Origin of the sequence: uncultured Parvibaculum sp., from assembly GCF_963975745.1 — a bacterium.
Classification (GTDB): Bacteria; Pseudomonadota; Alphaproteobacteria; order Parvibaculales; family Parvibaculaceae; genus Parvibaculum.
In genome coordinates this window covers 66821-93749 of the sequence record NZ_CAXBIB010000015.1, presented here as the reverse complement: position 1 = coordinate 93749, position 26929 = coordinate 66821, and the positions used below count along the sequence as shown (strand labels likewise).

General features: G+C 64.3%; 23 protein-coding genes and 1 tRNA gene. 8 read left to right on the top strand and 16 right to left on the bottom strand.

Going from position 1 to position 26929, the window contains the following annotated elements; translation table 11 throughout:
* Positions 1 to 267: 267 nt before the first annotated feature.
* Entirely contained in the window at positions 268 to 1101 is an 834-nt protein-coding gene (gene rlmB / locus AAC071_RS12800) for a 23S rRNA (guanosine(2251)-2'-O)-methyltransferase RlmB (protein WP_339833067.1), read from the top strand.
* 15 nt (positions 1102 to 1116) lie between these two features.
* On the opposite strand, the gene AAC071_RS12795 is transcribed toward rlmB, so the two are convergent.
* Together AAC071_RS12795 and AAC071_RS12790 are read right to left on the bottom strand one after the other, a co-directional pair.
* Positions 1117 to 1764 carry a glutathione S-transferase family protein gene (locus AAC071_RS12795; RefSeq protein ID WP_339833065.1) on the bottom strand — a complete coding sequence of 216 codons (648 nt, stop codon included), beginning with the start codon at positions 1762 to 1764 and terminating at the stop codon, positions 1117 to 1119.
* 15 nt (positions 1765 to 1779) lie between these two features.
* Positions 1780 to 2253 carry a nuclear transport factor 2 family protein gene (locus AAC071_RS12790; RefSeq protein WP_339833064.1) on the bottom strand — a complete coding sequence of 158 codons (474 nt, stop codon included), beginning with the start codon at positions 2251 to 2253 and terminating at the stop codon, positions 1780 to 1782.
* 157 nt (positions 2254 to 2410) lie between these two features.
* Between AAC071_RS12790 and AAC071_RS12785 the strand changes: the two genes are divergently transcribed.
* A tRNA-Thr gene (locus tag AAC071_RS12785) sits at positions 2411 to 2483 on the top strand.
* Between the two features lie 59 nt (positions 2484 to 2542).
* Here the strand turns inward: AAC071_RS12785 and AAC071_RS12780 are convergent.
* Positions 2543 to 4045, bottom strand: a complete 1503-nt coding sequence (locus AAC071_RS12780; RefSeq protein WP_339833062.1) for a glycosyltransferase family 4 protein — start codon at positions 4043 to 4045, stop codon at positions 2543 to 2545.
* Between the two features lie 232 nt (positions 4046 to 4277).
* Here AAC071_RS12780 and AAC071_RS12775 point away from each other — a divergent pair, with 232 nt between their 5' ends.
* Together AAC071_RS12775 and AAC071_RS12770 are read left to right on the top strand one after the other, a co-directional pair.
* Positions 4278 to 5654, top strand: coding sequence for an aspartate aminotransferase family protein (locus AAC071_RS12775; RefSeq protein WP_339833061.1), 1377 nt, complete (start codon positions 4278 to 4280; stop codon positions 5652 to 5654).
* Complete coding sequence (locus AAC071_RS12770; RefSeq protein WP_339833060.1) at positions 5651 to 7015, top strand: glutamine synthetase family protein; 1365 nt, start codon at positions 5651 to 5653, stop codon at positions 7013 to 7015. Before AAC071_RS12775 ends, AAC071_RS12770 begins: the two co-directional genes overlap by 4 nt.
* 10 nt (positions 7016 to 7025) lie before the next feature.
* On the opposite strand, the gene AAC071_RS12765 is transcribed toward AAC071_RS12770, so the two are convergent.
* The 9 genes from AAC071_RS12765 to glpK all read right to left on the bottom strand — a co-directional run bounded on the left by AAC071_RS12765 (position 7026) and on the right by glpK (position 17931).
* Positions 7026 to 7448, bottom strand: coding sequence for a Rap1a/Tai family immunity protein (locus AAC071_RS12765; RefSeq protein ID WP_339833059.1), 423 nt, complete (start codon positions 7446 to 7448; stop codon positions 7026 to 7028).
* A gap of 145 nt (positions 7449 to 7593) precedes the next feature.
* Positions 7594 to 8892: an LLM class flavin-dependent oxidoreductase gene (locus tag AAC071_RS12760; RefSeq protein ID WP_339833057.1), complete on the bottom strand. Its 1299-nt coding sequence runs from the start codon at positions 8890 to 8892 to the stop codon at positions 7594 to 7596.
* Positions 8893 to 8920: 28 nt separating this feature from the next.
* The gene (locus tag AAC071_RS12755) at positions 8921 to 9799 is read right to left on the bottom strand and encodes an SDR family NAD(P)-dependent oxidoreductase (RefSeq protein ID WP_339833055.1); all 879 of its coding nucleotides are present in this window, start codon (positions 9797 to 9799) and stop codon (positions 8921 to 8923) included.
* Entirely contained in the window at positions 9799 to 10833 is a 1035-nt protein-coding gene (locus tag AAC071_RS12750) for a hypothetical protein (protein WP_339833054.1), read from the bottom strand. Before AAC071_RS12750 ends, AAC071_RS12755 begins: the two co-directional genes overlap by 1 nt.
* Positions 10834 to 10882: 49 nt before the next feature.
* Complete coding sequence (locus AAC071_RS12745; RefSeq protein WP_339833053.1) at positions 10883 to 11503, bottom strand: TetR/AcrR family transcriptional regulator; 621 nt, start codon at positions 11501 to 11503, stop codon at positions 10883 to 10885.
* 151 nt (positions 11504 to 11654) lie between these two features.
* The gene (locus AAC071_RS12740; protein WP_339833052.1) at positions 11655 to 13994 is read right to left on the bottom strand and encodes a xanthine dehydrogenase family protein molybdopterin-binding subunit; all 2340 of its coding nucleotides are present in this window, start codon (positions 13992 to 13994) and stop codon (positions 11655 to 11657) included.
* Positions 13995 to 14091: 97 nt separating this feature from the next.
* Positions 14092 to 14868, bottom strand: coding sequence for a class II aldolase/adducin family protein (locus AAC071_RS12735; protein ID WP_339833051.1), 777 nt, complete (start codon positions 14866 to 14868; stop codon positions 14092 to 14094).
* An 88-nt stretch (positions 14869 to 14956) separates the two neighbouring features.
* The gene (locus tag AAC071_RS12730) at positions 14957 to 16366 is read right to left on the bottom strand and encodes an FAD-binding oxidoreductase (protein ID WP_339833049.1); all 1410 of its coding nucleotides are present in this window, start codon (positions 16364 to 16366) and stop codon (positions 14957 to 14959) included.
* A gap of 62 nt (positions 16367 to 16428) precedes the next feature.
* Positions 16429 to 17931, bottom strand: coding sequence for a glycerol kinase GlpK (glpK, locus tag AAC071_RS12725; RefSeq protein WP_339833047.1), 1503 nt, complete (start codon positions 17929 to 17931; stop codon positions 16429 to 16431).
* A gap of 111 nt (positions 17932 to 18042) precedes the next feature.
* Between glpK and moaA the strand changes: the two genes are divergently transcribed.
* Positions 18043 to 19071, top strand: coding sequence for a GTP 3',8-cyclase MoaA (gene moaA / locus AAC071_RS12720; RefSeq protein ID WP_339833046.1), 1029 nt, complete (start codon positions 18043 to 18045; stop codon positions 19069 to 19071).
* A 183-nt stretch (positions 19072 to 19254) separates the two neighbouring features.
* On the opposite strand, the gene cutA is transcribed toward moaA, so the two are convergent.
* Positions 19255 to 19593 carry a divalent-cation tolerance protein CutA gene (cutA, locus tag AAC071_RS12715; protein ID WP_339833044.1) on the bottom strand — a complete coding sequence of 113 codons (339 nt, stop codon included), beginning with the start codon at positions 19591 to 19593 and terminating at the stop codon, positions 19255 to 19257.
* 67 nt (positions 19594 to 19660) lie between these two features.
* Here cutA and AAC071_RS12710 point away from each other — a divergent pair, with 67 nt between their 5' ends.
* Positions 19661 to 20428 (top strand): NAD kinase, encoded by a 768-nt coding sequence (locus AAC071_RS12710; protein WP_339833042.1) that lies wholly within the window; start codon positions 19661 to 19663, stop codon positions 20426 to 20428.
* 71 nt (positions 20429 to 20499) lie between these two features.
* Here the strand turns inward: AAC071_RS12710 and AAC071_RS12705 are convergent, their stop codons facing one another.
* Positions 20500 to 21318, bottom strand: coding sequence for an NUDIX hydrolase (locus tag AAC071_RS12705; protein ID WP_339833040.1), 819 nt, complete (start codon positions 21316 to 21318; stop codon positions 20500 to 20502).
* A 147-nt stretch (positions 21319 to 21465) separates the two neighbouring features.
* Between AAC071_RS12705 and AAC071_RS12700 the strand changes: the two genes are divergently transcribed.
* Positions 21466 to 22863 (top strand): EAL domain-containing protein, encoded by a 1398-nt coding sequence (locus AAC071_RS12700; RefSeq protein ID WP_339833038.1) that lies wholly within the window; start codon positions 21466 to 21468, stop codon positions 22861 to 22863.
* A 229-nt stretch (positions 22864 to 23092) separates the two neighbouring features.
* Here the strand turns inward: AAC071_RS12700 and pcaF are convergent, their stop codons facing one another.
* Both pcaF and AAC071_RS12690 read right to left on the bottom strand, forming a co-directional pair.
* Entirely contained in the window at positions 23093 to 24295 is a 1203-nt protein-coding gene (gene pcaF, locus AAC071_RS12695; protein WP_339833068.1) for a 3-oxoadipyl-CoA thiolase, read from the bottom strand.
* Positions 24296 to 24375: 80 nt separating this feature from the next.
* Positions 24376 to 25512: a DUF2336 domain-containing protein gene (locus tag AAC071_RS12690; RefSeq protein ID WP_339833036.1), complete on the bottom strand. Its 1137-nt coding sequence runs from the start codon at positions 25510 to 25512 to the stop codon at positions 24376 to 24378.
* A 215-nt stretch (positions 25513 to 25727) separates the two neighbouring features.
* Between AAC071_RS12690 and AAC071_RS12685 the strand changes: the two genes are divergently transcribed.
* The gene (locus AAC071_RS12685) at positions 25728 to 26927 is read left to right on the top strand and encodes a CaiB/BaiF CoA-transferase family protein (RefSeq protein ID WP_339833034.1); all 1200 of its coding nucleotides are present in this window, start codon (positions 25728 to 25730) and stop codon (positions 26925 to 26927) included.
* Positions 26928 to 26929: the final 2 nt, after the last annotated feature.

The window sequence follows — 26929 nt, the reverse complement described above, 5'->3', positions numbered from 1 at the left end:
TACAGTCCGTCCCCTTTAGCCACTCGGGCACCCCTCCGTGTCCGATGTCAAATGTTGTGAAATCCCAATAAGTTCGCGGATGTGACTGATCTTGCGGCCTCGTGGGACACGCGCGGCTTTATTCAGGTTTGCCGCCGCTGTGTCAACTAAAATCCCGGTCCCGAAAGCGTGAACACCCCCGCAGCGCGCCTTGGGCCGTTTCGTCCGGCAAGGCGTACTGTCTGGGGGCGATTGCATGAGCCCGAGAGCCGAAATATAAGCGCGGCCATGAGTAGACGCAAGCAATCCTCCCATACCCGCCCCACCGGAGCGTCTTCGCATGGCCCCCGCGCACAAAAACATGGCCGCGGGCAACCCGGAGGCAAGGGAACTCGCCCGGGAGACGACAGCTATCTATATGGTTTTCATGCAGTTCTGGCTGCCCTGCGCAATCCCGCACGCGCAGCCGAACGCCTGTGCCTGACCCGAAACGCCGAAGCCGAACTGGCGCGGCAGGGCGCCGACCTGGGCAAAGACCTTACCGTCTCGCCAGACATTATGGGTAATGATGAGATCGCCGCCCTGCTCCCGCCGGGCGCGGTCCATCAGGGCATTGCGTTGCGAACCTCCCCCCTGCCCGACCGCGACGTCGCCGAGGTCTGCGAGGATGCCAAGCATGTCGTCGTGCTCGATCAGGTCACCGATCCACACAATTTCGGGGCGATTCTCCGGTCCGCAGCCGTATTCGGCGCCACCGCCCTCATTACGACCGATCGCAACAGTCCGCCTTTTGGCGGCGCGCTGGCCAAGGCCGCATCGGGCGGCCTCGAGCAGGTTCGTATTGCCCGCGTCACCAACCTCGTTCGCGCCATTGACGAATTGAAGGAGCTGGGCTTCGAGGTGATCGGCCTCGACGGCGATGGCGAAGCTTCCCTGCCCGACCTTGAGCTCTCGCCCCGCGTCGCACTGGTGCTTGGCGCCGAAGGAGCGGGCCTCCGCCGCCTGACACGAGAGCATTGTGATCTGCTTGCCCGCCTGCCCGCAGCCGGACAGATGAAGAGCCTCAATGTCTCCAACGCCGCCGCTGTCGCCCTTTATGAACTGTTCCGCCGCACCACATGACACTCGCCATCCCGGCTAAATCGACGGCGCCCTCAGTCCATTTTCAGTCAAATATTCTGCGAGCGCATGAATGACCGGCGCCACGGCCGGCCGTGCCATCATCCGCTTGCGCCACGCCGTGAGATGCAGCAATTCCGGATCTGGCGCGCCTCCCATGAACGCGGTGAAGAAGCTGGCGCAGATGAAGGCGATGTCGGCATAGGTGTAGTCGCCGGCAATGTAGTCACGATCCGCCAGCAAGGCGTCCATTTCCCGATAGTAGGCGGTGATCTTCGCCAGGGCCGATTGCGTTTCCGGTTCCTGTGTATCGCCAAGCGCCTGCAGCAGAACGGCAAAGGACGGAAAGAAAACCTCGTCGGACTTCAGTTCCATCAGCCGCGCAATGGCGCGCGCCTCAACGCCCGACGGCCACAGTGCCGGCTTCGGAAACTTGTCTTCGAGGTATTCGAATATCTGCGTCGAATCGAAAATCTCGACCGGCCCGTCGATCAGCACCGGGACCTGCTTTTTCGGATTTACGCGCAGCACATCGGGATGAAGCGGCGAGTACCGATCCTTGAGGGTGAAAGACACCATCTCGATCTCGCAGTCGATGCCCTTCTCGGCAACGGCGATCTGCGCCTTGGCGCCGAACATGCTCAACGGACCCGACAAGAGCTTCATGGCTTTCTCCGGAACCTATCGGCCCGCAGCGAGACGCAGCAATTGCATCCAGCCCCCCAGACTTCGCCGCGCGCGCCGCAAAACCACGCCTGAATCCTGAAAGAAAGCAATGCGTTCAACGGCCTGCCCGTCCTTGAAAAGGAAACGATCCACGCTGTCCCACGATAGCGGCATACCGCCTACCGTCGCCGTGAATGTGAGTTCGATGAACAGTACGTCGCCCGATGCTGCCCAGCGCTTCGATTTCGCCGTGAGATCGGGAAAAGCCTCGAAGGCGCGCTGGAAAGCTCTACGGCCCGCAGCCTTGCCACGCGAAACGGGCGGTCGCGTCGGCGCTTTGAGCACGATATCTTCGCTAAGAAGCGCGAGAAGACGCTCCAACCGTCCCCGCGGCGCTTCCCATACCTCGTCGAAAACCTGCACCCATTCGGCAACGCTGCCGCGCTCGCCTGTTCGCACATCCAGCACCACCGTTTCGGTTCCGCCCATGGCCACCTCCATTCGATTGAAAAGCCGGGTCATACTTGGGCGCGGTGCAGTCCCTTTGCAGGGTCCAATTCCGGGAACAGATACATACCAAGTCGGGCGGGCCACCGAGGCGCCGCTTGCCGCCGGGCCGCGGCACCACTATCTTGCGCGCACGGTCGCCCTTGTAGCTCAGTTGGTAGAGCACCTGATTTGTAATCAGGGGGTCGCGGGTTCGAATCCTGCCGGGGGCACCGTCACCCTCATGTCTCGTTTGACGGCGGACCGCTGCTGGCCGCAATGCCGCCGCGTCTCAATTGATCGGCACGTTCATTTCGGCGAGAAGTCCGCGCGCCTGAAGCATTTGCCGCATCGTCGTGCCGACAGCCTGGGGCGAAAAGCGGTCGATCATGAGTTGCCGGCCACGCAGGGCCTTGGCATGCGCCGCATCCCGGTCCGCCTCGATTGCGCGCAGCAAGCGGGCCGCATCGTCGATCCGCGGCTCCGCCCAGACCTGATCCTGCCAGTCCACGTAGTGCCCTTCGGCGACCGGCACGAGATCATAGGCCACCGGATACCCGGTCGATGCCGTCACGAAATCCGTACTGCCGGAATAGTCGGTGGCAACGACGGGCTTGCCGGCCGCCATGGCCTCTGCCGGCCCGAATCCGAACCCTTCCGAGCGGTGCAGGGAAACAAAGACATCGCAGTCGAAGATCAGACGATCCATCGCTGCTCGATCAAACGTCTTGTCGATCGGAACGACACGCCTGTCCGCTGCCGCAATCCCGGCAAGCCACTCACGCCCATCCTCATTTCCGCCCCCACGCACCTTGATGACCAGGCGGACATCCTGTCGCGACGGCGGGAAGGCAAGCTGGAAAGCCGCCACAACGGCCTCGGGATTCTTCCGTGCCCTGAAGGAATCGAAATCGAGATAGGTCAAAACCGTGAACGGCCGGTCGGCAGATCCAGACATCGCCACATCCGCCGGGATGCGAACAGGCTGCGGCAACAGCGCGACCGGCCGGCCGGTCGCCGCGCGGAACGCTTCCTGCACGAACCGTGACGGCGCCCAGATCTCGTCGAACTTCTCGATGGAAGAAAGACACTGATCCGGAAGCCGGCCAAGTTCCCAGAACGGGTAGAGTATATTGACTCCAGCGGAACTCAGCCGCTCTTCATGCCGCGAAAGCCAGAAAGCCGGTAGAACAAGAATCTGCACGAAGCGATCCATGCGGATGCCGCACCTGTCGGAAAAAGTCGCATCCGACGCACGTCCCGGCAGATGAATATCGAGAAATGTCGCTGGAATGGACGCCGCCTCGCTCGCATAGGCAAGATTGCGTGCCGCCTGTCCGAGCCCGATCTCCGACCTGAAATATCCGGTCAGACACACGCCATCGTTCAGCAATACACGATTGCGATCGAGCGTCCGCCCATGACCGGACTGCAACACGCACAACAGACCGGCTGCGTCTTCGTCGTCCATGCCGGCAACAAGCGACAATGGGCTTTCGGTATCGGTGTAGTCGGGCCGCAGGGTACGAAAGTAGCTGAGAGAGAACCAGGGTGTCGGCTTCCGCTGCTCGCGCCAACCCGACTTCATGTAGTGTTCAAATGGATCGAGACCGTGATCGGCGACATCCTGATAGAAACCGAGATACCAAACGGAGTCGAATGCCCCCAGGTCTTCGAGGCGTCGTCGCAAACGGAGGCGCGCCTGTCGTTCCGAACCGCCCCAGCTGACCCGCCGGCGCAGACGTTTGCGAAAGCCGTCCTTCCATATCGCGACTATCCGATCAACGGACCTCATACAGTCCCTCCCGGAGACTCATTCTCCTGCGTATCTGCAAAACAGCGGTTTTCTGCCTCTTTTGTCTGACACCTTGTTTGTCTGCATCACTCACCGGAGCACGTCCACCCTAAAACGCACCGTCCGGGCTGATCCGGATACCGACGATGCATGCGGCACCCGCGACACGCCGCTTGCCGCCGTGTAGAGAGGCAATTACCTTGCGCTGCGTTTTTCATCAGGAGCTCTTCCCATGACCATGCCGTCGGAGATCAAGGCGCGCGCGGCAGCATTGATTGCGGTTGAACGTGCACGCTTTGTCGAACGGCATCCGGCTTCCCGGCAAATGGCCGCAAATGCGGGGACTCACTTCCCGGGCGGCGTTCCCCTGCACTGGATGCTCGATTGGGAAACACCCTTCCCGATCTTTGTCCGAGAGGCCGCCGGCTCCACTGTCACGGATGTGGACGGCCATCGCCATGCCGATTTCTGTCTGGGCGATACGGGCGCCATGTTCGGTCATTCGCCGGAACCAGTCGCCCGCGCGATCGCCAAACAGGCCCGGCTTGGCCTGACCGCAATGTTGCCATCCGACCTGACAGCCGAGGTCGGCAGCCTGCTCGCAGCGCGTTTCGGGCTGCCTTTCTGGCAGGTGACGGCGACGGCAAGCGATGCCAACCGTGCCGTTGTCCGCTGGGCCCGCGCCCTGACGGGACGTCCGAAAGTTCTTGTTTTCGATGGCTGCTATCACGGCCAGGTCGAGGACGCCTTCGTGAGACTTGAGGGCGACCGGACGGCCATGAAGGCTAGCCTGCTCGGACAGGTAAACGATGTGGCACGCACGAGTGTCGCCGCGACCTTCAACGACCTCGACGCCGTCGAGCGCATGCTGGCGGTCGGCGACATTGCGCTGATCCTGACCGAGCCGGCCTTGACCAATACGGCGATGGTGTTGCCGGAACCCGGCTTCATCGAAGGCCTGATCGCGGCCGCACATCGCCACGGCACGCTGATCTGCCTCGATGAGACGCACACGATCTCCGCCGGCCCGGGCGGCTTCACCCGCGCGCATGATCTCTGCCCCGATTTCTTCGTACTTGGCAAGCCGGTGGCAGGCGGCCTTCCTGCCGCCGTTTTCGGCTTCACGGCGGAGGTCGAGGCCGACATGCGTCGCGTGCTCGAGACGAAAGTACCTGGCTATTCGGGTATCGGCACAACGCTTTCCGGCAACATGCTGGCGCTGGCCGCCATGCGCGCCTGCCTCGCCGAGGTCATGACGGAGGCGACATATGCGCATATGACCGAACTGGCAACAGGACTTGCGGACGGCCTTCGGACCGCTGTCACGCGTCGGACCCTGCCATGGACGGTGACGCAACTCGGTGCCCGTGCCGAACTTGTCTTCAGCCCCCGCCCGCTCCGCAACGGTGCCGAGGCAGCGGCGGCCATCGACCACACGGTCGAACGCGCCATCCATCTCTACCTGCTGAACCGCGATGTACTGGTGACGCCCTTCCACAACATGACGCTCGTCGCGCCGTCGACGACAAAAGCCGATGTCGACAGGCTGGTGACGCATTTCGATGCGGCCCTGTCCCTGCTTTGCGGCGAAAAGGAGATCGCGGCATGACCCGCGCCAATGAAAGGGAGGCGGTCGATTTTCTGGCTGCCCATCCGGAGGTCGTTCAGATTCAGGCCTTCCTGACCGATCCTTCGGGGATCGCGCGCGGCAAGGTTTTGCGGCCGGAGGAGATTCTGACCGCCTATCGCGACGGCCGCCCTCTCCCCTGCTCGATCCAGTCGCTCGACATGCTGGGCGCGGACGTCCTCGAAACCGGCCTCGTCTGGGAAGAAGGCGACAGCGACCGCCCCTGCTTTCCGGTCCCGGGAACATTGACCCACGCACCCTGGCACGCGACGCCGACGGCGCAACTGATCCTCGCCTCCTATGAGCGCGATGGCGCGCCGACACCGGCGGACCCGCGCCACGCACTCGCCCGGGCCGTCGCCTCGCTGGAGGGCAAGGGTCTGAAGCCCGTCGTCGCGATCGAACTGGAGTTCTATCTGGTCGACCGGGCAGCGGCGCAGGCGGGAAAGCCGAAGCCGGCGGCCGCGCCCAACGGATTTGCGCCCGCACATCTGCAGGCCTATCTGATGCAGGACGTGGAGGATTTCGCGCCGTTGCTCGACGAAATCTTCGCCGGCGCGAGGAAGATGGGGCTGCCGGCACGCACCCTGATTTCGGAATATGCACCCGGTCAGTTCGAGATCGTGCTGGCTCATCGCGACGATGCCTTGCGCGCCGCCGACGACGCAATCCTCTACAAGCGCCTCGTCAAGGGCGTCGCCGATCGTCACGGCTACATCGCCACCTTCATGGCAAAGCCCTATGCCGAAACATCGGGCAGCGGCATGCATGTTCACATCTCGCTCGCCGACGACAGCAACCCGAATCTTTTTGCAGGCAATGATCCGGCGCTGACGCCGCTGCTGCGCCACGCAATCGGCGGCCTCGAAGCGACCATGGCCGATGCCATGGCACTATTTGCACCAAACGCGAATTCCTTCCGGCGCTTCCGCCGCAATTCCTATGCGCCGCTGTCACCGGCCTGGGCGATCGACAATCGCTCGGTGCCGCTCCGCGTAACCTCGGGGCCCGCCGAGACACGCCATCTCGAACATCGCGTCTGCGGCGCCGACGCCAATCCCTATGTCGCGCTGGCGGCCGTACTGGCGGGAATCGAGGAAGGAATCGACAGGAAGCTGCAACCCAGTGAGCCGATCGTCGGCGATGGATACGCGCGACGCAAAGCGACGCTTCCGATGAATTGGTGGAAGGCACTCGAAGTCGCGCGCCGCTCCGACTTCCTGCGCGAAAGACTCGGTGAAAAATTCGTCGATATCTTCCTGACCATCAAGGAAGTCGAATGCGACCGCTTCTTTGCCGAAATCAGCGATGTCGATTTCGACTGGTATCTACGCAACGCCTGACAGGGTCGATCTATTCTTCACAGGGATAATTGGCTGCCAGCGTCCGCGCGCCCATCTCGAAGGCGGTGCGGCTATACAGATCCGGATGTTCCGGTGCGAAGGCGATGACTTGCTGTGCGAATGTCTCGAAGGCCAGTTGGTCCGGCAGTCGGAAGCAGACTTCTTCGTCCATGCCGGGCCCCAGGCGACGCACGATAAGCGGCGCGCCCGCCTCGACCGACGCATAGACCCCGGCCGCAAGGCCGGCCAGAAACTGGTGGCAGGATGCCCGCGCGATGCGATCATCGGCATCGGCCCCGATACCAGCTGCAATTGTACAGGCCGAGACAAGTTCGGCCCCGGTTGTGATGCGAGGCGATTGCGCCAAGGCGAACCCCGACGGAAGCATCGAAGCCGCAAGTGCCAGGGCCGCAATCCTGTTGATCTTCGTCATGTGGGTCTCCCTTTCCCGATTATTGTTTGATTATACGCCAGATCTTCGGGGAATGCATGGCGCCCAATGACGCATGCGCAACCGGTTCCTGGATGCAAGGCGGCCCACCAGCCGGCCCTGCCGGAATGGCACCATCAAGCGCCGGCTAGTCTTTGCTCCTGGCCTGTTTCAGCGGATCTTTGAGCGGTACCTGACTTTGCTCCGAAAAGCGCTGTCGCGCCTTCTGCTGCTCCGCAGAGCCGCCCTGATCGACAATCTGGCGGCCCAGCGCCACGACATTCGGAATCTCGTCGTCGCTGAGTTCCTTCATGAACTGCTTCCGCTTCATCGCCTTCTCGACATAGGGCGCAAGTTCCTCGGCCTTCTTCTTCTGGCGTTCGTCCTCATGCTCCTTGAATTCGGGCATGACATCGCTGGCGAACATTTCAAGCGCCTCGCAGATATCCTCATGGCGGTTGCGCCCGCCCTGCTGGATGAACGACACCTGGTCGACACCCGCCTCGGCAAACCCGCGCAGATGTTCGCGCATCTGATCCGGCGTCCCGATACCGCGATTGCCGCCTTCCTCGGGCAGATGCGGCCGCGCCTTCTCGAAGGCTTCCCAGATGTTGGTCCGGCCCGGCTTGTGCTCACCGAAAATGTAGTGATGCCCCAGCGCGTAGCCGAAGAAGCGGAAACCGTCCATGCCGCGGCGCTTGGCTTCCTCGGCATCCTTGTTCAACGAGAAACCCGTCACCATGGCGACATTGGGATTGCAGGCACGGCCGATCGGCACGGCCTCTTCCTTGAAAATGCGATAATAATCGTCGACCCATTGCTTGGCCTCCGCCGGATCGACAAAGGCGAAGGTGAGCGCCCCGATGCCGAGCCGTGCCGCAAGCTTGATCGTCTCGCGGTTCGAGCAGGCAACCCATAGCGGCGGATGCGGTCGCTGCACAGGCTTCGGCACGACATTGCGGCAAGGCATCGAGAAATACTTGCCTTCGTAGCCGGGATAGGGATCCATCGCCATCATGTTGGCGCATTGTTCCACGGCTTCGCGCCACTGATCGCGCTTCTGATCGACCGGCACGTTGTAGCCGCCAAGTTCGAGCAATGCCGAACTCTCGCCCGTGCCCCATTCGACACGCCCGTTCGAAACGAGATCGAGCGTCGCAATGCGCTCGGCGACGCGTGCCGGGTGATTGTAGTTCGGCGGCATCAGCGTGATGCCATGTCCAAGCCGGATATTCCTGGTCCGTTGCGAGCACGCGGCCAGAAAGACCTCGGGCGCCGAGGAGTGGGAATACTCTTCGAGAAAATGATGCTCGACTTCCCAGGCGTGATCGATGCCGATCCGGTCGGCAAGTTCGACCTGATCGAGGGCATCCTGAAAAAGCTTCAACTCATCGCCGTCGTTCCAGGGCCGCGGCAACTGATGCTCATAGAAAATGCCGAAACGCATGACGCATCTCCCTTGTTCTTGCTTTTCTTCAGTCGAATACCTTGATCTGATCGGGTGTCTTGTAGACCGCACCGGCAAGGGCCGGGCTCTCGCTGGCCCGCAAGAAAGCGGCTTCGATATTGCGGGCACGCTCGGCGAAGAGCGGCGCCATGTCGGGATGCGTGAAGATATAGAGTTCGCCGGCTTGCACCGCCTCCACCACGCGCGCACCAACGCGTTCGGGGTCGAGGCCGCCGAGAATGAGTTGTCTGGCCGCCTCGACACGTTCGGGATCGCGCTCGTCAGCGGCGGGCCCGAAGCGATCCTGCCGCGCCCTGGCACTTTCGTGAATGCGCGTCCGGACGAAACCGGGACACAGCACCGACACACCGATATTCTCCGGCGCCAGTTGCCCCGCCCACCCTTCCGACATGCCGACGACCGCATATTTCGACGCCGTGTAGGGTTCCATGCCGGGAATGGAAATGAGTCCGGCCATCGATGCCGTGTTGACGAAATGACCGCCCTCGCCATGGGCACGGATATGCGGCAGGAACGCTTCCGTTCCGTAAACGACGCCCATGAGATTGACGGCAATCGTCCAGTCCCAGTCGCCGGGCTTCAGCGTGCCGATGGCACCGCCCGCACCGACGCCGGCATTGTTGCAGACGACGTGAACCTTGCCGAACGCCGCAACCGTTTCGTCGGCGGCCTGCTCCAGCGACTTGCGGTCGGCGACGTCGCAGCGAACGCCGGCCACCTTGATCTGCCGCTCCCTCAGTTCGTCGACAGCCGCACCGAGATCGTCCTCATTGATGTCGGCCAGCACGACATTCATGCCCGCCGCGCCAAAGGCCCGCGCCATTGAAAATCCGATGCCGCTGGCGCCGCCGGTAATGAAGGCGGTCTTCCCTTGCAGCTCCTGCATCACGCGGCCCTCGCGATATCGTCGAGCGCATCGAACTCGGCAAAGAGCCGGGCACCCTCCGGCACCTTCGTCAACCCGGTGCGAATCGCTTCCCGCGTCTGTTCGCGCGAGAAATCGGCCTGGGTCACGGCATGCCAGTACACCATGCCCTCCCAGATCGGGTCGATCAGGTCGCTGCCCTTGACACGCGACCCGTCGACACCCTTGAAGGTGAAGCTGCGCATCTCGGAGATTGCCGTCTGCAGGTAGCCGACATGAATGGCTTCATCGGTCCGGATACGCTCAACCATCTCGGCGGCAAGTGCCGCCGCTTCGCGGCGGTCGGGGAAAGCCGCCGGGTCGCGCATGATCTGACAACAGAACGAGAAGAAGCTTTCGGCTCTCACCTCGATCATCAGCACGTTCATCAGCAGCAGGATCAGCTGCTCGAAGCCGGCCGGAAGCTGTGGCATCAGGCGGCCGGTATCCGGTCGTCCGATACTCTCGGGAATCTCGGGCACGGGATAGCGGTCCTTGCCGAAACAGAGGTCGCGCGCGGCAAACCACATCTGGTCATGCGCACCGAATTCGGGCGCGGCGGGATCGCCGCCCTCATCGGCGCCATGCGCATAAAGCAATCCCTTGTGCAGATGCCCGGTGCAGGTCTGCGAAATATCCTCTTCGATGATCGTCTGGAAATCGGGTGCCTGAAGTTCGCAAAGGAGTTTTCCCCGCGCCTCGATCACGCCGGTGATCGTCAGCGAGTTCCAGAACGGTTGGCCGATACCGTGCGCGAGGAGGAGCTTCTCTTGCGGGATGTTGGGGTAGTTGCCGCGCTTCAGAAGTTGCACCGTCGCGTCGATCAGCGGATAGCCGCGCGCTTCCAGCGCGGCGGCCCATGCCCGCACAGCCGGCCAGCGATGCAGCACACGTGGCGAGATATAGGTGCCGGTGGCATCGAATCCACCATGCAGCCTGTAGCCGACCTCTTCGTGCGGCCGCGCATATTCGTGCGAAGCCATCAGCTCGTCTCGCGTGTATGAGAGCCTTGTCATTTCGCCTCCTCCGGTCCGGCCTCTTTTGCGGGCCGCTTTCATGTTGTCGCTATTTTTTCAGGGCACGAATGAAAAGCCGGGCCATGCCGTCAATCAGCACATCGCGTTCGAGCTTCTGACGGAAGCCATAGGCCCCGCCCTGCTTGATCGCACCGACAATGAGATATCCGGCAAGCCTTGTGTCGAGATCGGCAACGGCCTCGCCATCCGCTTTCCAGTGCTCCAGCGCTGCGATCCAGCCCTCGGCCCAGCGGTCGGCCGGCATCTTCCGGCCCGTATCGCCCTTCGAGAGCACGCTGACATCGGTCAGTGTCGCCGCCAGAACGCCGGGATTGGCATCGGAATACTCGAAGATCGCCAGCAGGATTTCGCGAATGCCGTCCTCGAGCGAGCTGGCACGGGCAAGGTGATTCTGCAGAAAGACTTCGAGCTCGTTGGCGGCCTCCTCGGTGAAGGCCAGGAAGCAATCGAGCTTGTCTTCGAAATGGAGATAGAACGTGCCGTGGCCAACACCGGCCTCGCGCGAAATATCCTGCGGGCGCGTCTCGTGATAGCCGCGCTCGACAAACAGCTTGCGCGCCGCGGCCATCAGCTTGCGGCGGCTTTCAAGCTTGCGCCGCGCGGCACCCGACACACCGCCCTCCGCCTTCCCGGCAATGGGCGCCTGCATCTTTTCGTCATCTCCCAGGACGGCCGCTTCTGCGGCTTCTCGGGTCCCGGAACCCGTTTCCTCCGTGATCATGGAGAAAGCGTTGCCCCGAAATGACAAAATGTCAATAAATCCGGACGCTCTTTGTGGAGATTTTGTGCCGCCGCCCGGCCTACTCCGCCGCCTTGCGCCCGCCTTCGATGATCTGCCAGAGCTTCAACGGCGTCACCGGCATGTCGATCTCCTCGATGCCGTAAGGCTTCAGCGCATCGATCACCGCATTGATGAAGGCTGCCGGCGCGCCGACCGTGCCGGCCTCGCCCGCCCCCTTGACGCCGAGCTCGTTCGATAGCGCCGGGAACTCGTTGTAGCTGACATCGAATGACGGCACATCGTCGGCCCGCGGCATCCAGTAATCCATGAAGGACCCCGTCACGAGCTGCCCCGATGCATCGTAGAGCGCATGCTCGCCCATCGCCTGGCCGAGCCCCTGCACGATGCCGCCATGCACCTGTCCCGCCACGATCAGCGGATTGATGATCTGCCCGAAATCGTCGACTGCCGTGAACTTGACGATACGGAATTGCCCGGTTTCGGCATCGATCTCGACCTCGCAGATATGGGCGCCGTTGGGAAACGTGTTCTTGTCCTGCTTGTATTCGCCGTCGCCCGCAAGCGCACCGAGATCGGCCTGTGTCGCCGCGATGCGCGCCACCGCAAAAAGGTCGATCGTCTTGTCGGTTCCCGCCACCGCGAAGACCGGCTGGCCATCGGCACCGCGATATTCGATATCGGCCTTCGCCGCCTCGAGCTCGTTGGCCGCGATCTCGCGCCCCTTCTCGATCAGCTTGTCGGAAGCATCCGCCATCGCGCCATTGGCGAGATAGAGCGCCTTCGAGCCGCCAGTGCCGGCACCGCCTGGCAAGATGTCACTGTCGCCGAGATGCACCTTGATCTTCTCGGCATCGACGCCGAGCCGCGACGAAATCAGCTGCGTCCAGACCGTCTCATGGCCCTGCCCGTTGGTCTGCTGGCCGGTCCAGACATGCACCATGCCGTCCGCGCCATCGACGGCGATGCGCGCATAGTCGCTCATGCCGGCCGCCGTACGCTCGACATAGTAGCTGATGCCGATGCCGCGCAGCTTGCCGTCTTTCGCCGCCGCCGCGCGTCGCGCCTCGAAGCCCGCATAGTCGGCGCGCTTCATCGCATCGTCGAGATTGAATTCGAAATTTCCGGAATCGAAAGGCAGCGATGGCGGTGCATTGAGCGGCATCGCGCTTTGCGGCACGAAATTGCGCTTGCGCAATTCGGCGGGCGACATGCCCATCTCTCTTGCCGCCTTTTCCATCAGCCTTTCGATGACATAGGAGGCTTCCGGCCGCCCGGCGCCGCGATAGGCGTCCACCGGCACGGTGTTGGTGTAGACGGCGCGCACGTGATTATAGAGCGCTGGCACCATGTAGACGCCGACATGCATGCCGCGCGGCGCGAGCGAGGGAATGAAAGGCCCGAACTGGCTCTGATAGGCACCGAGATTGGCGATGGTATCGACCTCGACGGCGAGGATTTTCCCGTCCTTGTCGAGCGCCAGCGCCGCTTCGGTCACATGGTCGCGCCCCTGGCTGTCGGTGACGAAACTGTCGGAGCGGTCGCCGACCCACTTGACCGGCCGCCCCAGCATCTTCGAGGCGAACAGCACCAGCGGATATTCGGGATAGACGAAGGTCTTCATGCCGAAGCCGCCGCCGACATCCTCGGTGATCACGCGCAGCTTCTCGACCGGGATTTTCAGCGAATGCAGCGCGATATTGTTGCGCATCCCGTGCACGCCCTGGCTCGCCGTATAGAGCGTGTAGTGATCGCGTTCCGCATCGTAGTTCCCGAGCGCCGCGCGCGGTTCCATCGCCGCGACGACGATCCGGTTGTTGACGAGCTTGATGCGGGTCACATGATGCGCCGCCTTCATCGCCTCTGCGACCTGATCGGCTTTGCCGATCGACCAGTCATAGGCGAGATTGCTGCCGTTCTCCTCCCAGATCACGGGCGCCCCGGGCGCAATGGCCCCCGCCGTATCGGCAACCGCCGGCAGGTCCTCATAATCGATGATCAGAAGTTCGGCTGCGTCGCGCGCCTGCGCCGCCGTCTCGGCGACGACGACGGCCACCGTGTCGCCGACATGGCGGACATGGGTTCGCGTGATGAGGTTGCGAACCGTCTTGAAGATCGGCGTCCCGTCCCTGTTCTTCAGCATGTCGGCCGCCGGCGAATAGACGGTGCCGAGCCCGGCCGCTTCGGCATCGGCGCCGGTATAGACCGCGAGCACACCCGCCGCCGCCTTTGCGTCGGTCGTGTCGATATGCGTGATCAGCGCATGCGCGCGTGGAGAGCGCACCATATAGGCATGCGCCTGTCCCGGCAGCGACACGTCGTCCGCATAGCGTCCCTCGCCGGTGATCAGCCGCAGATCCTCGACGCGACGCGCCGGTTGTCCCACACCGAACTTGACCATGAACGGACCTCTTCTGATACCGATTGATGAAGCGGCGCCGATGGCCTGCCGGCATCAGCCCCGCAAATGAAATTCGCCAATGCGCGCGCGGGCCGGGTCAGTGCCGGTAGGACGGATCGATCCGGTCGAGCGTGCGCAGCAGCGCCGGCCAGGCGAGATTGCCGATGCCGTGCTTCTTGTGGAACATGCCCTGCTCGGCGGTCTTCTCCGGCACGCCCTGGTTCGGCATGGTGAGCTTGACGCCGCCCGAAAGCGCGCGCACCTGCATCGTGCAGGCCCGCTCCAGGAAATAAAGCCTGAGGAAAGCGTCGGGACAACTCGCGCCCGCCGCCAGCAACCCGTGATTGCGCAGGATCATGCAATGCTTGTTGCCGAGATCGCGCACCAGCCGCTCGCGCTCGTCATGTTCGAGCGCAATGCCCTCGTAATCGTGATAGGCGAGGTCTTCGAGCACGATCATCGCGGTCTGGCTGAGCGGCAACAGCCCGTCCGCCTGCGCCGACACCGCGACGCCGTCATCCGAATGCGTATGGATCACCGCATTGGCATCCGGCACCGACATATGCACCGCGCTGTGAATGGTGAAGCCCGCCGGATTGACCGCATAATCGGTCGGCATGACGATATTGCCGTCGAGATCGACCTTGACGAGGCTCGACGCGGTGATCTCGTCGAAGCTCATGCCATAGGGATTGATCAGGAAGTGATGTTCGGGCCCCGGCACGCGCGCCGAAATATGCGTGTAGATGAGGTCGCTCCAGCCGTAATGCGCGACAAGCCGGTAGGTCGCGGCAAGATCGACGCGCACCTGCCATTCCTCCGCCGACACCTGCTTGCGCACCGAAGCGCCACTGAAATCTTCCGCCACCGACATGGGGCCCGCCTTCCTTCGCATGCTTGAAAAACCGGATTCTCTGTTCCGGTCAGTCTGCCATGCAAGGCGGCACTCCGCAAACGCGACCCTATTCCGCCGCCTTCGCCTGTGGAACCGGCGCCAGCACCTTTCCGGGATTGAGGATGTTCTTCGGATCGAGCGTGCGCTTCAAGAGCCGCATCAGCGCCACTTCTTCCGCGCTGCGCGACCAGTCGAGATAAGGCCGTTTCTCGAGCCCGATCCCGTGTTCGGCCGAAACCGATCCGTCCCGCTCGCGCAACTCGCCATAGACGATCGCCTCGACGCCGCGCCGCGTCTCGGGGCCCGCATCCGGAAAGCGCCCCGGAATGACATGCAGATTGCCGTCGCCCAGATGCCCGAACACCATCAGCGAACTGCCGGTCCATTTCGCCGCCAGCGCATTCTTCACCTCGCCGATATAGCTCTCCATGTCGGCGATCTTGAGGCTGACGTCGAAGGTGAACATCGGATAGGTGTGCACCACCTGCCCCACATCGTCGCGCAAGGCCCACATCGCATCGCGCTCGGCCTGGCTCTTGGCGATCACGGCATCGGAAATCATGCCCTCTTCCAGCGCCGCCATCATCGCGGCCTCGAAGCGCGCGCTGTCGGCTTCCTGGTCGCCGCCCAGCGACTCGACCAGCACATAATAGGGATGCCCATGCGCGATCACCGGTCGCCCCTTGGCAGGCTCACTGGTGACGAGCTTGTAGAAATCCTCCCACATCACCTCGAAGGCCGACAAGGCCCCGCCCAGCGCCCGCTCCATATGCCGCAGGAATTTCGGCAGCGCCTCGAAACTCTCGACCGCGACAAACCCCGTATCCTGCGACGACGGCTTCGGCCGCAGCCTGAGCACCGCCCGCGTCACGACGCCGAGCGTCCCTTCCGAGCCGATGAACATCTGCTTGAGGTCGTAACCGGCATTGTTCTTGATCAGCTTGTTCATCGAGGTCATCACCGTGCCGTCCGCCAGCACAACCTCGAGCCCCAGCACCATGTCGCGCGTCATCCCGTAGCGGATCACGCGGTTGCCACCCGCATTGGTCGAGATATTCCCGCCGATGGTCGCCGAGCCGCGCGCGCCGAGATCGAGCGGAAACATCAGGCCCTTCGCGTCCGCCGCCTCGCAGACCGTCTGCAACACGCAGCCCGCCTCGACGCTCATCGTCCCGCCGACAGCGTCGATCTCCTCGATCCTGTTCATGCGTTCGAGCGACAGCGCGATATGTCCCTGCGCCTCGCCGCCCTCGACAAGCCCCGTCTTGCCGCCCCACGGCACCACGGCTTCACCGGCCGCATGGCAAAGCTTCAACGCCTTCGACACGTCCTCGGTCGATGCGGGCCTGAGCACCGCCGCCGGCACGCCAAGCTTGCTCCAGCCGCCCTGCGCCTTCTCCTCGGCGTCCTTCCCCGTCAGCACGCCCTGCGGGCCCAGCGCCGAAGTCAGCTTTTGAATGAGTTCATCCGAAGCCATGTCATCCTCCCGGGATCACGTTCTTGCGCAGGACTATAGCGCGAAAGCGGCCGCCGCGCGCCTCACCCGATCACCCGCTTCACACTGGCCTGCCACCGCCCGTAGCGCTCCGCCCGCTCGCTCTCGGCCATCTCCGGCTCGAAGCCGCGTTCGCGCCGCCAGTGCTGCGCCACATCTTCCATGTCGCCGTAAAAACCCACCTGCATGCCCGCCAGATAGGCAGCCCCCAGCGCCGTCGTCTCGGTCACTTCCGGCCGCTCCACCGGCCGCCCGATAATGTCGGTCAGGTTCTGCATGAACCAGTTGTTGGCCACCATCCCGCCATCGACCCTGAGCGCCTGCGGACTTGTCAGTCCTGCCGCCGTCATGTCGGCCCCCATCGCGTCCATCAGGTCGCGCGTCTGGAACGACACGCTTTCAAGCGCCGCCCGCACCACTTCCTTGGCGCCCGTGTCGCGCGTCATGCCGAACAGCGCCGCCCGCACATCGGGCTCCCAATAGGGCGCGCCGAGCCCGGTGAAGGCCGGCACCAGCACGGCCTGGCTGTTGTGATTGGCCTCGCGCGCCATCTCCTCGCTCTCGGCCGAACTGTCGACCAGCTTCATCTCGTCCCTGAGCCACTGCACGATGGCGCCGGCCATGAAGATCGAGCCTTCCAGCGCATAGGTCGTCTTGCCGCCGATCCGGTAAGCGACCGTGCCGAGCAGCCGGTTCTGGCTCTCGACGCGCCGCGCGCCGGTGTTGACCACCGCGAAACAGCCTGTGCCATAGGTTGACTTCATCAGCCCCGGCTCGAAGCACGCCTGCCCCACCGTCGCCGCCTGCTGGTCGCCCGCGACCCCCGCCACCGGAATTTCGGCACCGAAGAGATCCTTCGCCGTCACGCCGAAATCGGCGCAGCAGTCGAGCACCTCCGGCAGCACTGCTTTGGGAACATCGAACCAGCCGAGGATTTCGGCGTCCCAGTCCTGCCTGTCGATGTTGAAGAGCAGCGTCCGCGAGGCATTGGTCGCGTCGGTCACATGGCGCTTGCCGCCGGTCAGGTTGAAGATCAGCCACGAGTCGATGGTGCCGAAGCAAAGCTCGCCCTTGGCCGCGCGTTTGCGCGCCTCCGGCACATTGTCGAGCAGCCAGGCGAGCTTGGTGCCGGAGAAATAAGGGTCGAGCAGCAGCCCGGTCTTGGCCTGCACGACCGGCTCCTTGCCCTCGCCTTTGAGCTTGGCACAGAGCGCCGCGGTCCGCCGGTCCTGCCAGACAATGGCGTTGTAGAGCGGTTTACCGGTCGCGCGCTCCCACAGCACCGTCGTCTCGCGCTGGTTGGTGATCCCGATGGCCGCGATATTGGCCGCCGTCGTGCCGCCCGTCAGCACGCCGCGGCAGACCTCCAGCACCGCCGCCCAGATTTCGGCCGCGTCATGCTCCACCCAGCCGTCCTGCGGAAATATCTGCCGCAATTCCTTCTGCCGGACCCGCATCGGCGAGCCCGACGCATCGAAGAGCAGCGCCCTGGTGCTGGTCGTCCCCTGATCGATCGACAGAATGTAACGCACGTCTTCCGCCACCATCGGCCGCTCCCCTTGATCTTCCGGACCGGGAGGCTACCCCGCCCGGCGACCCCGCAAAACCCCTTGCATTCAGGGGGCGAAATCCGACTGACCCGATGCTATATTCCGGTCATGGACCTCGACCGCCCTCTTTCCCCGGCCGCACCGCCGATGATCGACCCCTTCGGCCGGGCAGTCACCTATCTGCGCGTCTCGGTGACCGACCGCTGCGACTTCCGCTGTGTCTATTGCATGTCGGAGCACATGAACTTCCTGCCGAAGCCCGAATTGCTGACGCTGGAAGAACTCGACCGCGTCTGTTCGGCCTTCATCCACAAGGGCGTCCGCAAGCTCCGCCTGACCGGCGGCGAGCCGCTGGTCCGCCGCGATGTGATGACGCTGATCCGCGCCCTCGGCCGCCATCTCGAAACCGGCGCGCTCGACGAACTGACCCTGACCACCAATGGCAGCCAGCTGGCGCGCTACGCGGACGATCTCCACGCCGCCGGCATCCGCCGCATCAACGTCTCGCTCGACACGCTGAAGCCCGATCTCTTCGCCGACATCACCCGCTGGGGCCGCCTGCCCCAGGTGCTTGACGGCACCGAGGCCGCAAGGCGCGCCGGCCTGAAGATCAAGATCAATACGGTCGCCCTGAAAGGTGTCAACGAGGCCGAAATCCCCGCGCTGATCGAATGGGCGCATGGGGAAGGCCACGACATCACGCTGATCGAAACCATGCCGATGGGCGACATCGACGGCGACCGTACCGATCAATACCTGCCGCTCTCGCAAGTCCGCCGCACGCTGGCCGCGCGCTGGACGCTCGACGAAACGGATTTCCGCACCGGCGGCCCCGCACGCTATCTCCGCGTCAGGGAAACGGGCGGCCGCCTCGGCCTGATCACGCCGCTCAGCCACAATTTCTGCGAGAGCTGCAACCGCGTCCGCCTGACCTGCACCGGCACGCTCTATATGTGCCTCGGCCAGGAAGACGCCGCCGATCTGCGCGCGCCGGTCCGCGCCAGCACCGCCGACGATCTGCTCGGCGCCGCCATCGACGAGGCGATCTCCCGCAAGCCGAAAGGCCACGACTTCGTCATCGACCGCGACCATCGCGGCCCGGCCGTTGCCCGCCACATGTCGCTGACCGGCGGCTGAAGATTCCGCCGCAGTCCTTTCTTCCCACCCGCCCCTTGGGGGAGGGTCAAAATTTGCAAGGCAAATTTTGGGGGTGAGGGGTGTTTCGCAAAGCGAACAAAAAGGTCCGATGGACCTTTTTGAACCCCGAACGTAAGCGTCGAATCTCAGCGCATAACCGGATTCACCACGCTGCACTTCCCCTCACCCCTTCGTCTGCCGCCGCGCCCAGTCGAGATAATCCGCATTGCCCTGAAGGATCGGCAGCACCAGCAGCGCCGGCACTTCATAGGGGTGCAGCTTGCGTGCCGTCGCCATCACCGCGTCGGCCAGCACGGCCCGCGTCTTGATGAAGACCGCCGCCTCGTCCTCCACCACCACCTCCTCGCCCCATTCATAGACCGGCCGCAGTCCCGGATGGATGTTGACGCAGGCCGCCAGCCGCGCCTCCACCAGCGCCCGGCCCAGCGTCTCGGCCGCCGCCGCCGATGGCAGCGTCGTGTAGACAAAGACGAATTCTCCTTCTTGCGTATCGGCGCTCATGGGCTTACCTCCTTGTCTCTGCGGCCATTATGCCGCCTCATCGGACAAAAGCCTCCGGGATAGCGCGATGAAATTCGAAAAGATCGCCTTCGTGGCGACCGACATGCCCGAGGCCCAGGCCGCACGCCGGGCGCTGGCCGCCCGCTATGGCGACGTCTCCCCCGACAAGGCCGATGTCATCGTCGCGCTGGGCGGCGACGGACTGATGCTGCAGACGCTGCACGCGCATATGGCGCGCCGCCTTCCGATCTACGGCATGAACCGCGGCTCGGTCGGCTTCCTGATGAATGAATATCGCGACAACGATCTGCATGAACGGCTCGAGGCCGCCGAGCTTGCCACGCTGCACCCGCTGCGCATGAAGGCGACGCTCGCCTCGGGCGAGAAGCGCGAGGCGCTGGCCATCAACGAAGTCTCGCTGCTGCGCGAAACCTTTCAGGCGGCCAAGATCCGCATCTCGATCGACGGCAAGACGCGCATGGAGGAACTGATCTGCGACGGCGTTCTGGTGGCGACGCCGGCGGGCTCCACCGCCTACAACCTCTCGGCCCAGGGCCCGATCGTCCCGATCGACGCGGCGCTGCTGGCGCTGACGCCGATCAGCGCCTTCCGCCCGCGGCGCTGGCGCGGCGCCCTGCTCTCGCATCGCGCGAAGGTCCGCTTCGAGATTCTCGAGGCCGACAAGCGGCCGGTCAGCGCCGTCGCCGACCACACCGAATTCCGTTCGGTGCGCGACGTCGAGGTCGAGGAAGATGCCTCGATCGACTTGCTGATGCTCTTCGATGCCGACCACTCGCTCGACGAACGCATCCTGACCGAACAGTTCTTGTACTGAAGTCCTGACGATTCCTTTTCTTCCCACCCACCCCTTGGGGGAGGGTGGAAGGTCAGTGACGAGCGAAAACCCTAAGCCTTCGGCTTGGCCACATTGGCCACCGCTTCCAGCGGTTCCTCGGTGACGGGATAGCCCGCCTCCGCCGGAATCCGCAGCACCGGCTTGCCCGCCTCGTTCTTGGTCACCACCGGCTCGACCGTGACCACCGGCGCGCCCCGCGCCGCCTCGATCGCCGCCGTGACGTTCGGGCTGTAGCCGAGCTTGGCCACATTCATCCGTGTCGGGAAGATGATGGTCCGCGTCCCGGCCTCGGCTTCCTTCAGCGCGATCTCGGGCCGGATCCACACCGAGTCGACCGACTCGTGCCCGTCATGCACGGCCAGGTGATCCTCCGGCGCCGCCGCCACATAGAAGCGCGTGTCGAAACGCTTCGGCATCATGTTGGGTGTGATCCAGTGCGCAAACGGCGTCAGCATGTCGCCGGCCAGCCGCAAGCCCTCGCGTTCGAGAAAATCGGCGATCCCGATCTCGCCCCGGTTGAGCGGATCGCGATAGGGATCGAGCGCCTTCAGCCGCCCCGCGTCGACGACCTTGCCGGTCCGCTCCTCGCGCGCCAGCAGCACCGAGGACTCCTCGAAAGCCTCGCGGATGGCCGCCACCCGCATCGAGAATTCCCAGTCGTCCAGCCCCTCGCCGCCGTCGAAGCGCCCGCGCACGCCTTCGGCACGGTCCAGCGCGTCCACCTTGCCGCCGGGAAAGACCAGCGCGCCGCTGGCAAAATCGATCTGGTGATGCCGCACCACCATGAAAACCTCGATCCCCTCCGCGCTGTCGCGCACAAGCAGGATCGTCGCGGCCGGAATCAGCCCGTTTGCTGCCGGTTGGGTCATTTTCGCACTCCCATTCGCTTCAATTCGAAGCATTGTTTTTATCTTTTGGCGACCTTGTTGGCCGCTCGCCCGCGCCGGTTAAGCACTCGGAAAGATACACCCTGCGAGGCTGGACATGACGCAGAATGCGCACCGTCCGGGAATGAGATGTACAGCAGTTCCTTTCGCCTGACCAACCGCGACATCGACCTCGCTTTCGAGGCCCGCCATCTTTTTCTGGTCTGCCAGCCGAAGATCGCGCTCGAAACCGGCGCGGCGCTGGGCGCAGAAGCCTATATCCGCTGGAATCATCCCGACTTCGGTCTCTTGCCGCCCGGACTCTTCCTCGCCTTCTTCGAACGCCGCGAACGCAGCGGCGAACTGACGCGTTACGTCGCGTCAGCCGCGGCCGATGCGATGGTCGAATGGCAGGCGGCCGGCTGCGACTGGCCGCTCTCGATCAATCTCGGCGCAGCCGACCTCGCCGACCGCCGCCTGCCTGGCGATCTCGACGGCATCCTGGGCGAGCGCGGCATCGACCCGTCGCAGCTGACGCTCGAAGTGCCGGAAGGCGCCTTTGCCCGTCATGGCGAAACCGCCGGCGACATCATCCGCGAATTGCGCCGCCTCGGTTTCCGCACCGCGCTCGATGGCGGCGGCGCGGTCATCGTCCCCGACGATGTCGTCAACCGTGACTGCTTCGACGAGATCAAGATCGGCGGCACCGCCATCATCCAGTTCGCCGGCCGTCTGCGTCATGCCGGCCTCGGCTTTGTCGGACGCCGCGTCGCCCTGGCCGCCTCGCGCGGCCTCGAGGCAACCGCCGTCGGCGTCGAGGACGAGACGACCCTGGCCGCTCTGCCCGCGCTCGGCTTCACCGCCGCGCAGGGCGCCCATATCTGCCGTCCCGTTCCGTTGGCCGAGCTGACCGGCTGGACCGCGCCGAAACGCCGCCCCGTCGTCGAACGGCCCGCCGAACCGGAAGCGACGCCCGGCGACGACGGCGCAGCCGACGAGGATGTTCTGCTGCTGACCAACCCGATCGAGGAAGAGCCATCCGCCATCGCCATGCCCGCGGAAACGCCGGCGCCGGAACCGGTCACCGATACGGCGCCGCAAGACATGGCGATATTGCAGGCCGAGGCGGCTACGCCCGAACCTCCGGAACCGGCCGCCGAAACGGCGCCGGACGAGACCATGACACTGCAGGTCGAACCGGCGGCGCCCGAAATCCCGGAAGAAGCGCCGGCTTACGCCGCCATGCCGACAGCCGACACCGGCATCCTGATGTCATGGGACGAACTCGACTTCCATGTTCCGGGCGAGGAAGTCCGCGCCGTTGCCTGGCGCATCGACCGGGTCTGTCTTTCCCCCGACCGTCATCTGGTGGCGAAGCTCCGCAAGCCGCGCAGCCGCAAACCCCGGCCGGCGGCAGCGAAACCGGCACCGGCAAAAACCGCAGCACCGCCGGCCCCCGCGCCGCGTCCGCGCCGCATCCGCCGTCCCCGCGCACCGGCGGGACTCGTCACCCGGCCGAGCTTCGTCCAGCTGGCGCTGGGCTTTTAGCGCAACAGCCTGGCCACTCTTCCCACCCGCCCTGGGGGGCGGGTCGAAAAATTCGAGCGAAAGCGAAGAATTTTTCGGGGCGGGGGAAAGCGTTGCATGCAATGCGCACTGCCGACGAAGGAACCGACCGTATGCGTCGCGACCCCGCCCGAAATTCTCCACGCTGCGGTCCGCAGATTTCGTCCCTCCTTCAGGAGGAGGAAGAGAAAGCCGGTTCACAAAACGTCGTTCACACCCGTTCGATCACCATGGCGATGCCCTGCCCGACGCCGATGCACATGGTGCACAGCGCATAGCGCCCGCCGCGCTTCTCCAGTTCGTACATCGCCGTCGTCACCAGCCGCGCCCCGCTCATGCCCAGCGGATGGCCGAGCGCGATTGCGCCGCCATTCGGATTGACATGTTCGGCATCGTCGGCGAGCCCGAGATCGCGCATCACCGCAAGCCCCTGGCTGGCGAATGCCTCGTTGAGTTCGATGACATCGATATCGCCGATATTCAGACCGGCCTTTTCGAGCGCCTTGCGGCTCGCCGGCGCCGGGCCGATGCCCATGATGCGCGGCGGCACGCCGGCCGTCGCCATCGCGACGATCCGCGCACGTGGGCGCAGCCCATGCGCCTCGGCCGCATCCGCTGAAGCGAGGATCAACGCGCAGGCGCCGTCATTGACGCCCGACGCATTGCCGGCCGTCACGCTGCCGCCCTCGCGGAAGGGCGCGGGCAATTTACCGAGCGCCTCGAGCGTCGTCTCGGGGCGCGGATGTTCGTCCCGGTCGACCACCGTCTCGCCCTTGCGGCCGGCGATGGTCACCGGGACGATTTCCTGCGCGAAACGGCCCTCTTCCATGGCGCGGCCGGCCTTTTGCTGACTGCGCCACGCAAACGCATCCTGATCGGCGCGGGAAATCTGGAAATCCTCGGCCACGTTCTCGGCCGTCTCCGGCATCGAGTCGACGCCATATTGCCGCTTCATCAGCGGATTGACGAAACGCCAGCCGATCGTCGTGTCGTATATCTGCGCATCGCGCGAATAGGCGCTGGTGGCCTTGCCCATCACGAACGGCGCCCGCGACATGCTCTCGACGCCGCCCGCGACCATCAGCGCGGCTTCGCCGGACTTGATCGCCCGCGCCGCCGTACCGACTGCATCCATGCCCGACCCGCAAAGCCGGTTGATCGTGCTGCCCGACACTGTTTCGGGCAGTCCCGCCAGCAGCGACGACATCCGCGCCACATTGCGGTTGTCCTCGCCCGCCTGGTTGGCGCAGCCGAACACCACATCGTCGACCCGCTCCCATTTGACGTCCGGATTGCGTTCGATCAGCGCCATCAGCGGCACCGCGCCGAGATCGTCGGCGCGCACGCCGGCAAGCGATCCGCCGTAACGTCCGATCGGCGTCCGCACCGCATCGCAAATGAAAGCGTCGTTGATCTGATGGCTCATCGGCCGGCCTCCGTTGAAATCGAAGGCCGCAAACTAGTCGATTTCGGGAGAAAGGAAAACGTTGCCGTTCAGGCGACGTGCTGGCGGCGCACCGCCGGTACCGGCGCGACGAGGCGGCCGAGCTTGTCGATCATCGCATCGAGATCATCGGCTTCGATCTCCTCGAAGGTCTCGCGCAGGCCTTCCAGCACATGCTGCCGGAAGAACGGCAGGTCGAGCGTCCCGTCGCTGCTGCGAACGGCATGAAACGTGTCGAGCATGGCACGGAAGGCCGGATAGAGGGCCTCCGGCATCCCCGCCCGCGCATAGACGGCGCGAAAGCCCAGTGCGCCGACATCGTGAATGAGCCGCCAGATGCGCTCCTGCGGCACGCTGGTCAGTGCGGCAAACGCCTCTTCGACGAAGCGCATGTTGCCGGCACAGGCCGCCCGCAGGATCAACGTCGCCGTCAGGCGCTTGTTCTCGATCAATTGGGCCACAAGGGCTTGAATGGCCGCATCGCTCATCTGCACGATGGCGTCCGTTGTCGTGCGCTCGCGCGCCTGTTCTTCCAGCGTTGCGGCAACGCGGCCGTCCATTTCATGATGTTCGATCAGATAGTCGCGCATCTGTTCCGACACCATCGCGATCAGCCGCTCGACCAGCGTTCCCGGAAGTTCCGGCCGCTGCACCAGCGGCGCAGCGATATCGGCATCGTCGGCATAGCGCTCGACCAGCATCGTCGCGGCTTCCTCGTTGATCACCGCGCCGGCATTGGCGATCAGCCGCAGCACGGCCGCGCGGTCGCCCTTCAGCGCAAGCGCCTCCGAAACCGGCGCGGCGACAAGCGGCCGCCCGGCAATGGCGGATTGCTTGGCCGGACTGCCGTAATAGACCAGCCCCACCAGATCTTCGTCGGTCAGCACCGGCGACATTTCGAGAACCGGAATGGCAACCGCGTCGATGTCGCGCGCCAGTTGCAGCACGATGTTGCGTGGCGCATTGGGCACGTCGTTGAGGCAGCGCGACAGCGCCTCGCGCACATTGACGGCGACGTCATGCACCAGATAACCGAGAATTTCATGAGCAAGCTCGCGCTCGCGCGGCGCAAGTGCGATGTCCGTGAACTGGGTGGCGACCTTGGCGGCAACTTCGGCCCGCGCATCCTCGGAAGGATCCGAAAGCAGCCGCTCCACATCCGCGATTGTCAGCTTCTTCTCGCTCATCCGGCCCCCCGGGCTCCATATCGGCGGACCGCCCGGCCCCGTTCGGGGCCGGCACAAATCCACCCCCGAGCCTAGGCGGAACTGGTTACCGGGCGGTTTACGTTAATGCCTGTGGACAATGCAAACGGGCATGATCCTGCGGGTTTTTGACTCCTTCGCCGTTTCATGGATGATCCGGGCCAATCGAAAAAAGCAGAAAACGGGGATCGCAAGTCATGCTGGAGGGCCTCAAGGTCATTGAAATGGCCACCTATATCGCCGCACCGGGCGCCGGCGGCATTCTGGCCGACTGGGGCGCCGAGGTGATCAAGATCGAGCCGCTGGCGGGCTGCCCGATGCGCTACACCATGGCCAATATGGGCGCCGACCACCTCAAGGGCAGCCCGATCTTCGATCTCGACAATCGCGGCAAGAAGGGCCTGGCCATCAACACCGCAACGCCCGAAGGTGTCGAGGCCGTGAAGCGCCTGGTCAAGGACGCGGATGTCTTCATCACCAATGTCCGCCCCGGCGGCCTCGAACGCGCCGGCCTCGATTACAGGTCTCTGGCCGCCGTCAATCCGCGCCTGGTCTATGCCAGCGTCACCGGTTATGGCCTTGAAGGCCCGGACCGCGACCGCCCCGGCTTCGACATCGCCGCCTTCTATGCCCGCTCCGGCATTGGCTGGCTGCAGACGGTCAAGGGCGCCGAGCCGACCACGCTGAGGACCGGCATCGGCGACCACACCACCAGCATGGCAACCGTCGGCGGTATTCTGGCCGCCATCTTCGAACGCCAGAAGACCGGCAAGGGCCGTCTCGTCGAAGCGTCGCTGCTGCGGGCGGGCGTCTACGCGGCCGGCTCCGACACCGCGGTGCAGTTGCGCTACGGCAAGCTCGGTTCGACCAAGCCGCGCCATGAGACCATTGCCCCGCTCAACAATTTCTTTCACACCAGGGACGGCTGGATCGTCATCGTGCCGCGTCAGGGCACGGTCGACTGGACCGCGATCTGCCGCGCCATCGGCAAGCCGGAACTCGAGAAGGATCCGCGCTTCGACAATCCGAAGGTCCGCCGCGCCAATGCCGCCGAACTGGTCGACATCCTCGATGCGGCCTTTGCCGCGCACGACACTGAATACTGGCGCGCAAAGCTCGACGCCGAAGACATGATCTGGGCACCGCTGATGCGCCCCGCCGATGTCTATGCCGATCCCCAGGCCCATGCGGCCGGCGCCTATGTCGAGGTGAAGGAGGAAGGCGGCGAAGGCACCTATCTCGCACCCGCCTCGCCGATCCGCTTCCCCGGCGCCGATCCCGAAGGCCCGCGCGCCGCGGCGCCGATGCTCGGCGAACACACCGTCGAAACCCTGAAGGCGGCCGGCTTCGCCGACGCCGAAATCGAAACCCTTCGCAAGGCCGGCGCCATCGCCTGAGC

Coding starts and splice junctions, on each gene's coding strand:
- AAC071_RS12730 (WP_339833049.1), bottom strand. CDS start 16,366: ATGGCTTCGGATGAACTCATTCAAAAGCTGACTTCGGCGCTGGGCCCG.
- moaA (WP_339833046.1), top strand. CDS start 18,043: ATGGACCTCGACCGCCCTCTTTCCCCGGCCGCACCGCCGATGATCGAC.
- AAC071_RS12700 (WP_339833038.1), top strand. CDS start 21,466: ATGTACAGCAGTTCCTTTCGCCTGACCAACCGCGACATCGACCTCGCT.
- AAC071_RS12765 (WP_339833059.1), bottom strand. CDS start 7,448: ATGACGAAGATCAACAGGATTGCGGCCCTGGCACTTGCGGCTTCGATG.
- AAC071_RS12750 (WP_339833054.1), bottom strand. CDS start 10,833: ATGACAAGGCTCTCATACACGCGAGACGAGCTGATGGCTTCGCACGAA.
- AAC071_RS12735 (WP_339833051.1), bottom strand. CDS start 14,868: ATGTCGGTGGCGGAAGATTTCAGTGGCGCTTCGGTGCGCAAGCAGGTG.
- AAC071_RS12705 (WP_339833040.1), bottom strand. CDS start 21,318: ATGACCCAACCGGCAGCAAACGGGCTGATTCCGGCCGCGACGATCCTG.
- AAC071_RS12780 (WP_339833062.1), bottom strand. CDS start 4,045: ATGAGGTCCGTTGATCGGATAGTCGCGATATGGAAGGACGGCTTTCGC.
- AAC071_RS12685 (WP_339833034.1), top strand. CDS start 25,728: ATGCTGGAGGGCCTCAAGGTCATTGAAATGGCCACCTATATCGCCGCA.
- AAC071_RS12710 (WP_339833042.1), top strand. CDS start 19,661: ATGAAATTCGAAAAGATCGCCTTCGTGGCGACCGACATGCCCGAGGCC.
- AAC071_RS12760 (WP_339833057.1), bottom strand. CDS start 8,892: ATGCGTTTCGGCATTTTCTATGAGCATCAGTTGCCGCGGCCCTGGAAC.
- AAC071_RS12690 (WP_339833036.1), bottom strand. CDS start 25,512: ATGAGCGAGAAGAAGCTGACAATCGCGGATGTGGAGCGGCTGCTTTCG.
- AAC071_RS12790 (WP_339833064.1), bottom strand. CDS start 2,253: ATGGGCGGAACCGAAACGGTGGTGCTGGATGTGCGAACAGGCGAGCGC.
- AAC071_RS12770 (WP_339833060.1), top strand. CDS start 5,651: ATGACCCGCGCCAATGAAAGGGAGGCGGTCGATTTTCTGGCTGCCCAT.
- AAC071_RS12795 (WP_339833065.1), bottom strand. CDS start 1,764: ATGAAGCTCTTGTCGGGTCCGTTGAGCATGTTCGGCGCCAAGGCGCAG.
- glpK (WP_339833047.1), bottom strand. CDS start 17,931: ATGGTGGCGGAAGACGTGCGTTACATTCTGTCGATCGATCAGGGGACG.
- AAC071_RS12745 (WP_339833053.1), bottom strand. CDS start 11,503: ATGCAGGCGCCCATTGCCGGGAAGGCGGAGGGCGGTGTGTCGGGTGCC.
- cutA (WP_339833044.1), bottom strand. CDS start 19,593: ATGAGCGCCGATACGCAAGAAGGAGAATTCGTCTTTGTCTACACGACG.
- rlmB (WP_339833067.1), top strand. CDS start 268: ATGAGTAGACGCAAGCAATCCTCCCATACCCGCCCCACCGGAGCGTCT.
- AAC071_RS12740 (WP_339833052.1), bottom strand. CDS start 13,994: ATGGTCAAGTTCGGTGTGGGACAACCGGCGCGTCGCGTCGAGGATCTG.
- AAC071_RS12775 (WP_339833061.1), top strand. CDS start 4,278: ATGACCATGCCGTCGGAGATCAAGGCGCGCGCGGCAGCATTGATTGCG.
- AAC071_RS12755 (WP_339833055.1), bottom strand. CDS start 9,799: ATGCAGGAGCTGCAAGGGAAGACCGCCTTCATTACCGGCGGCGCCAGC.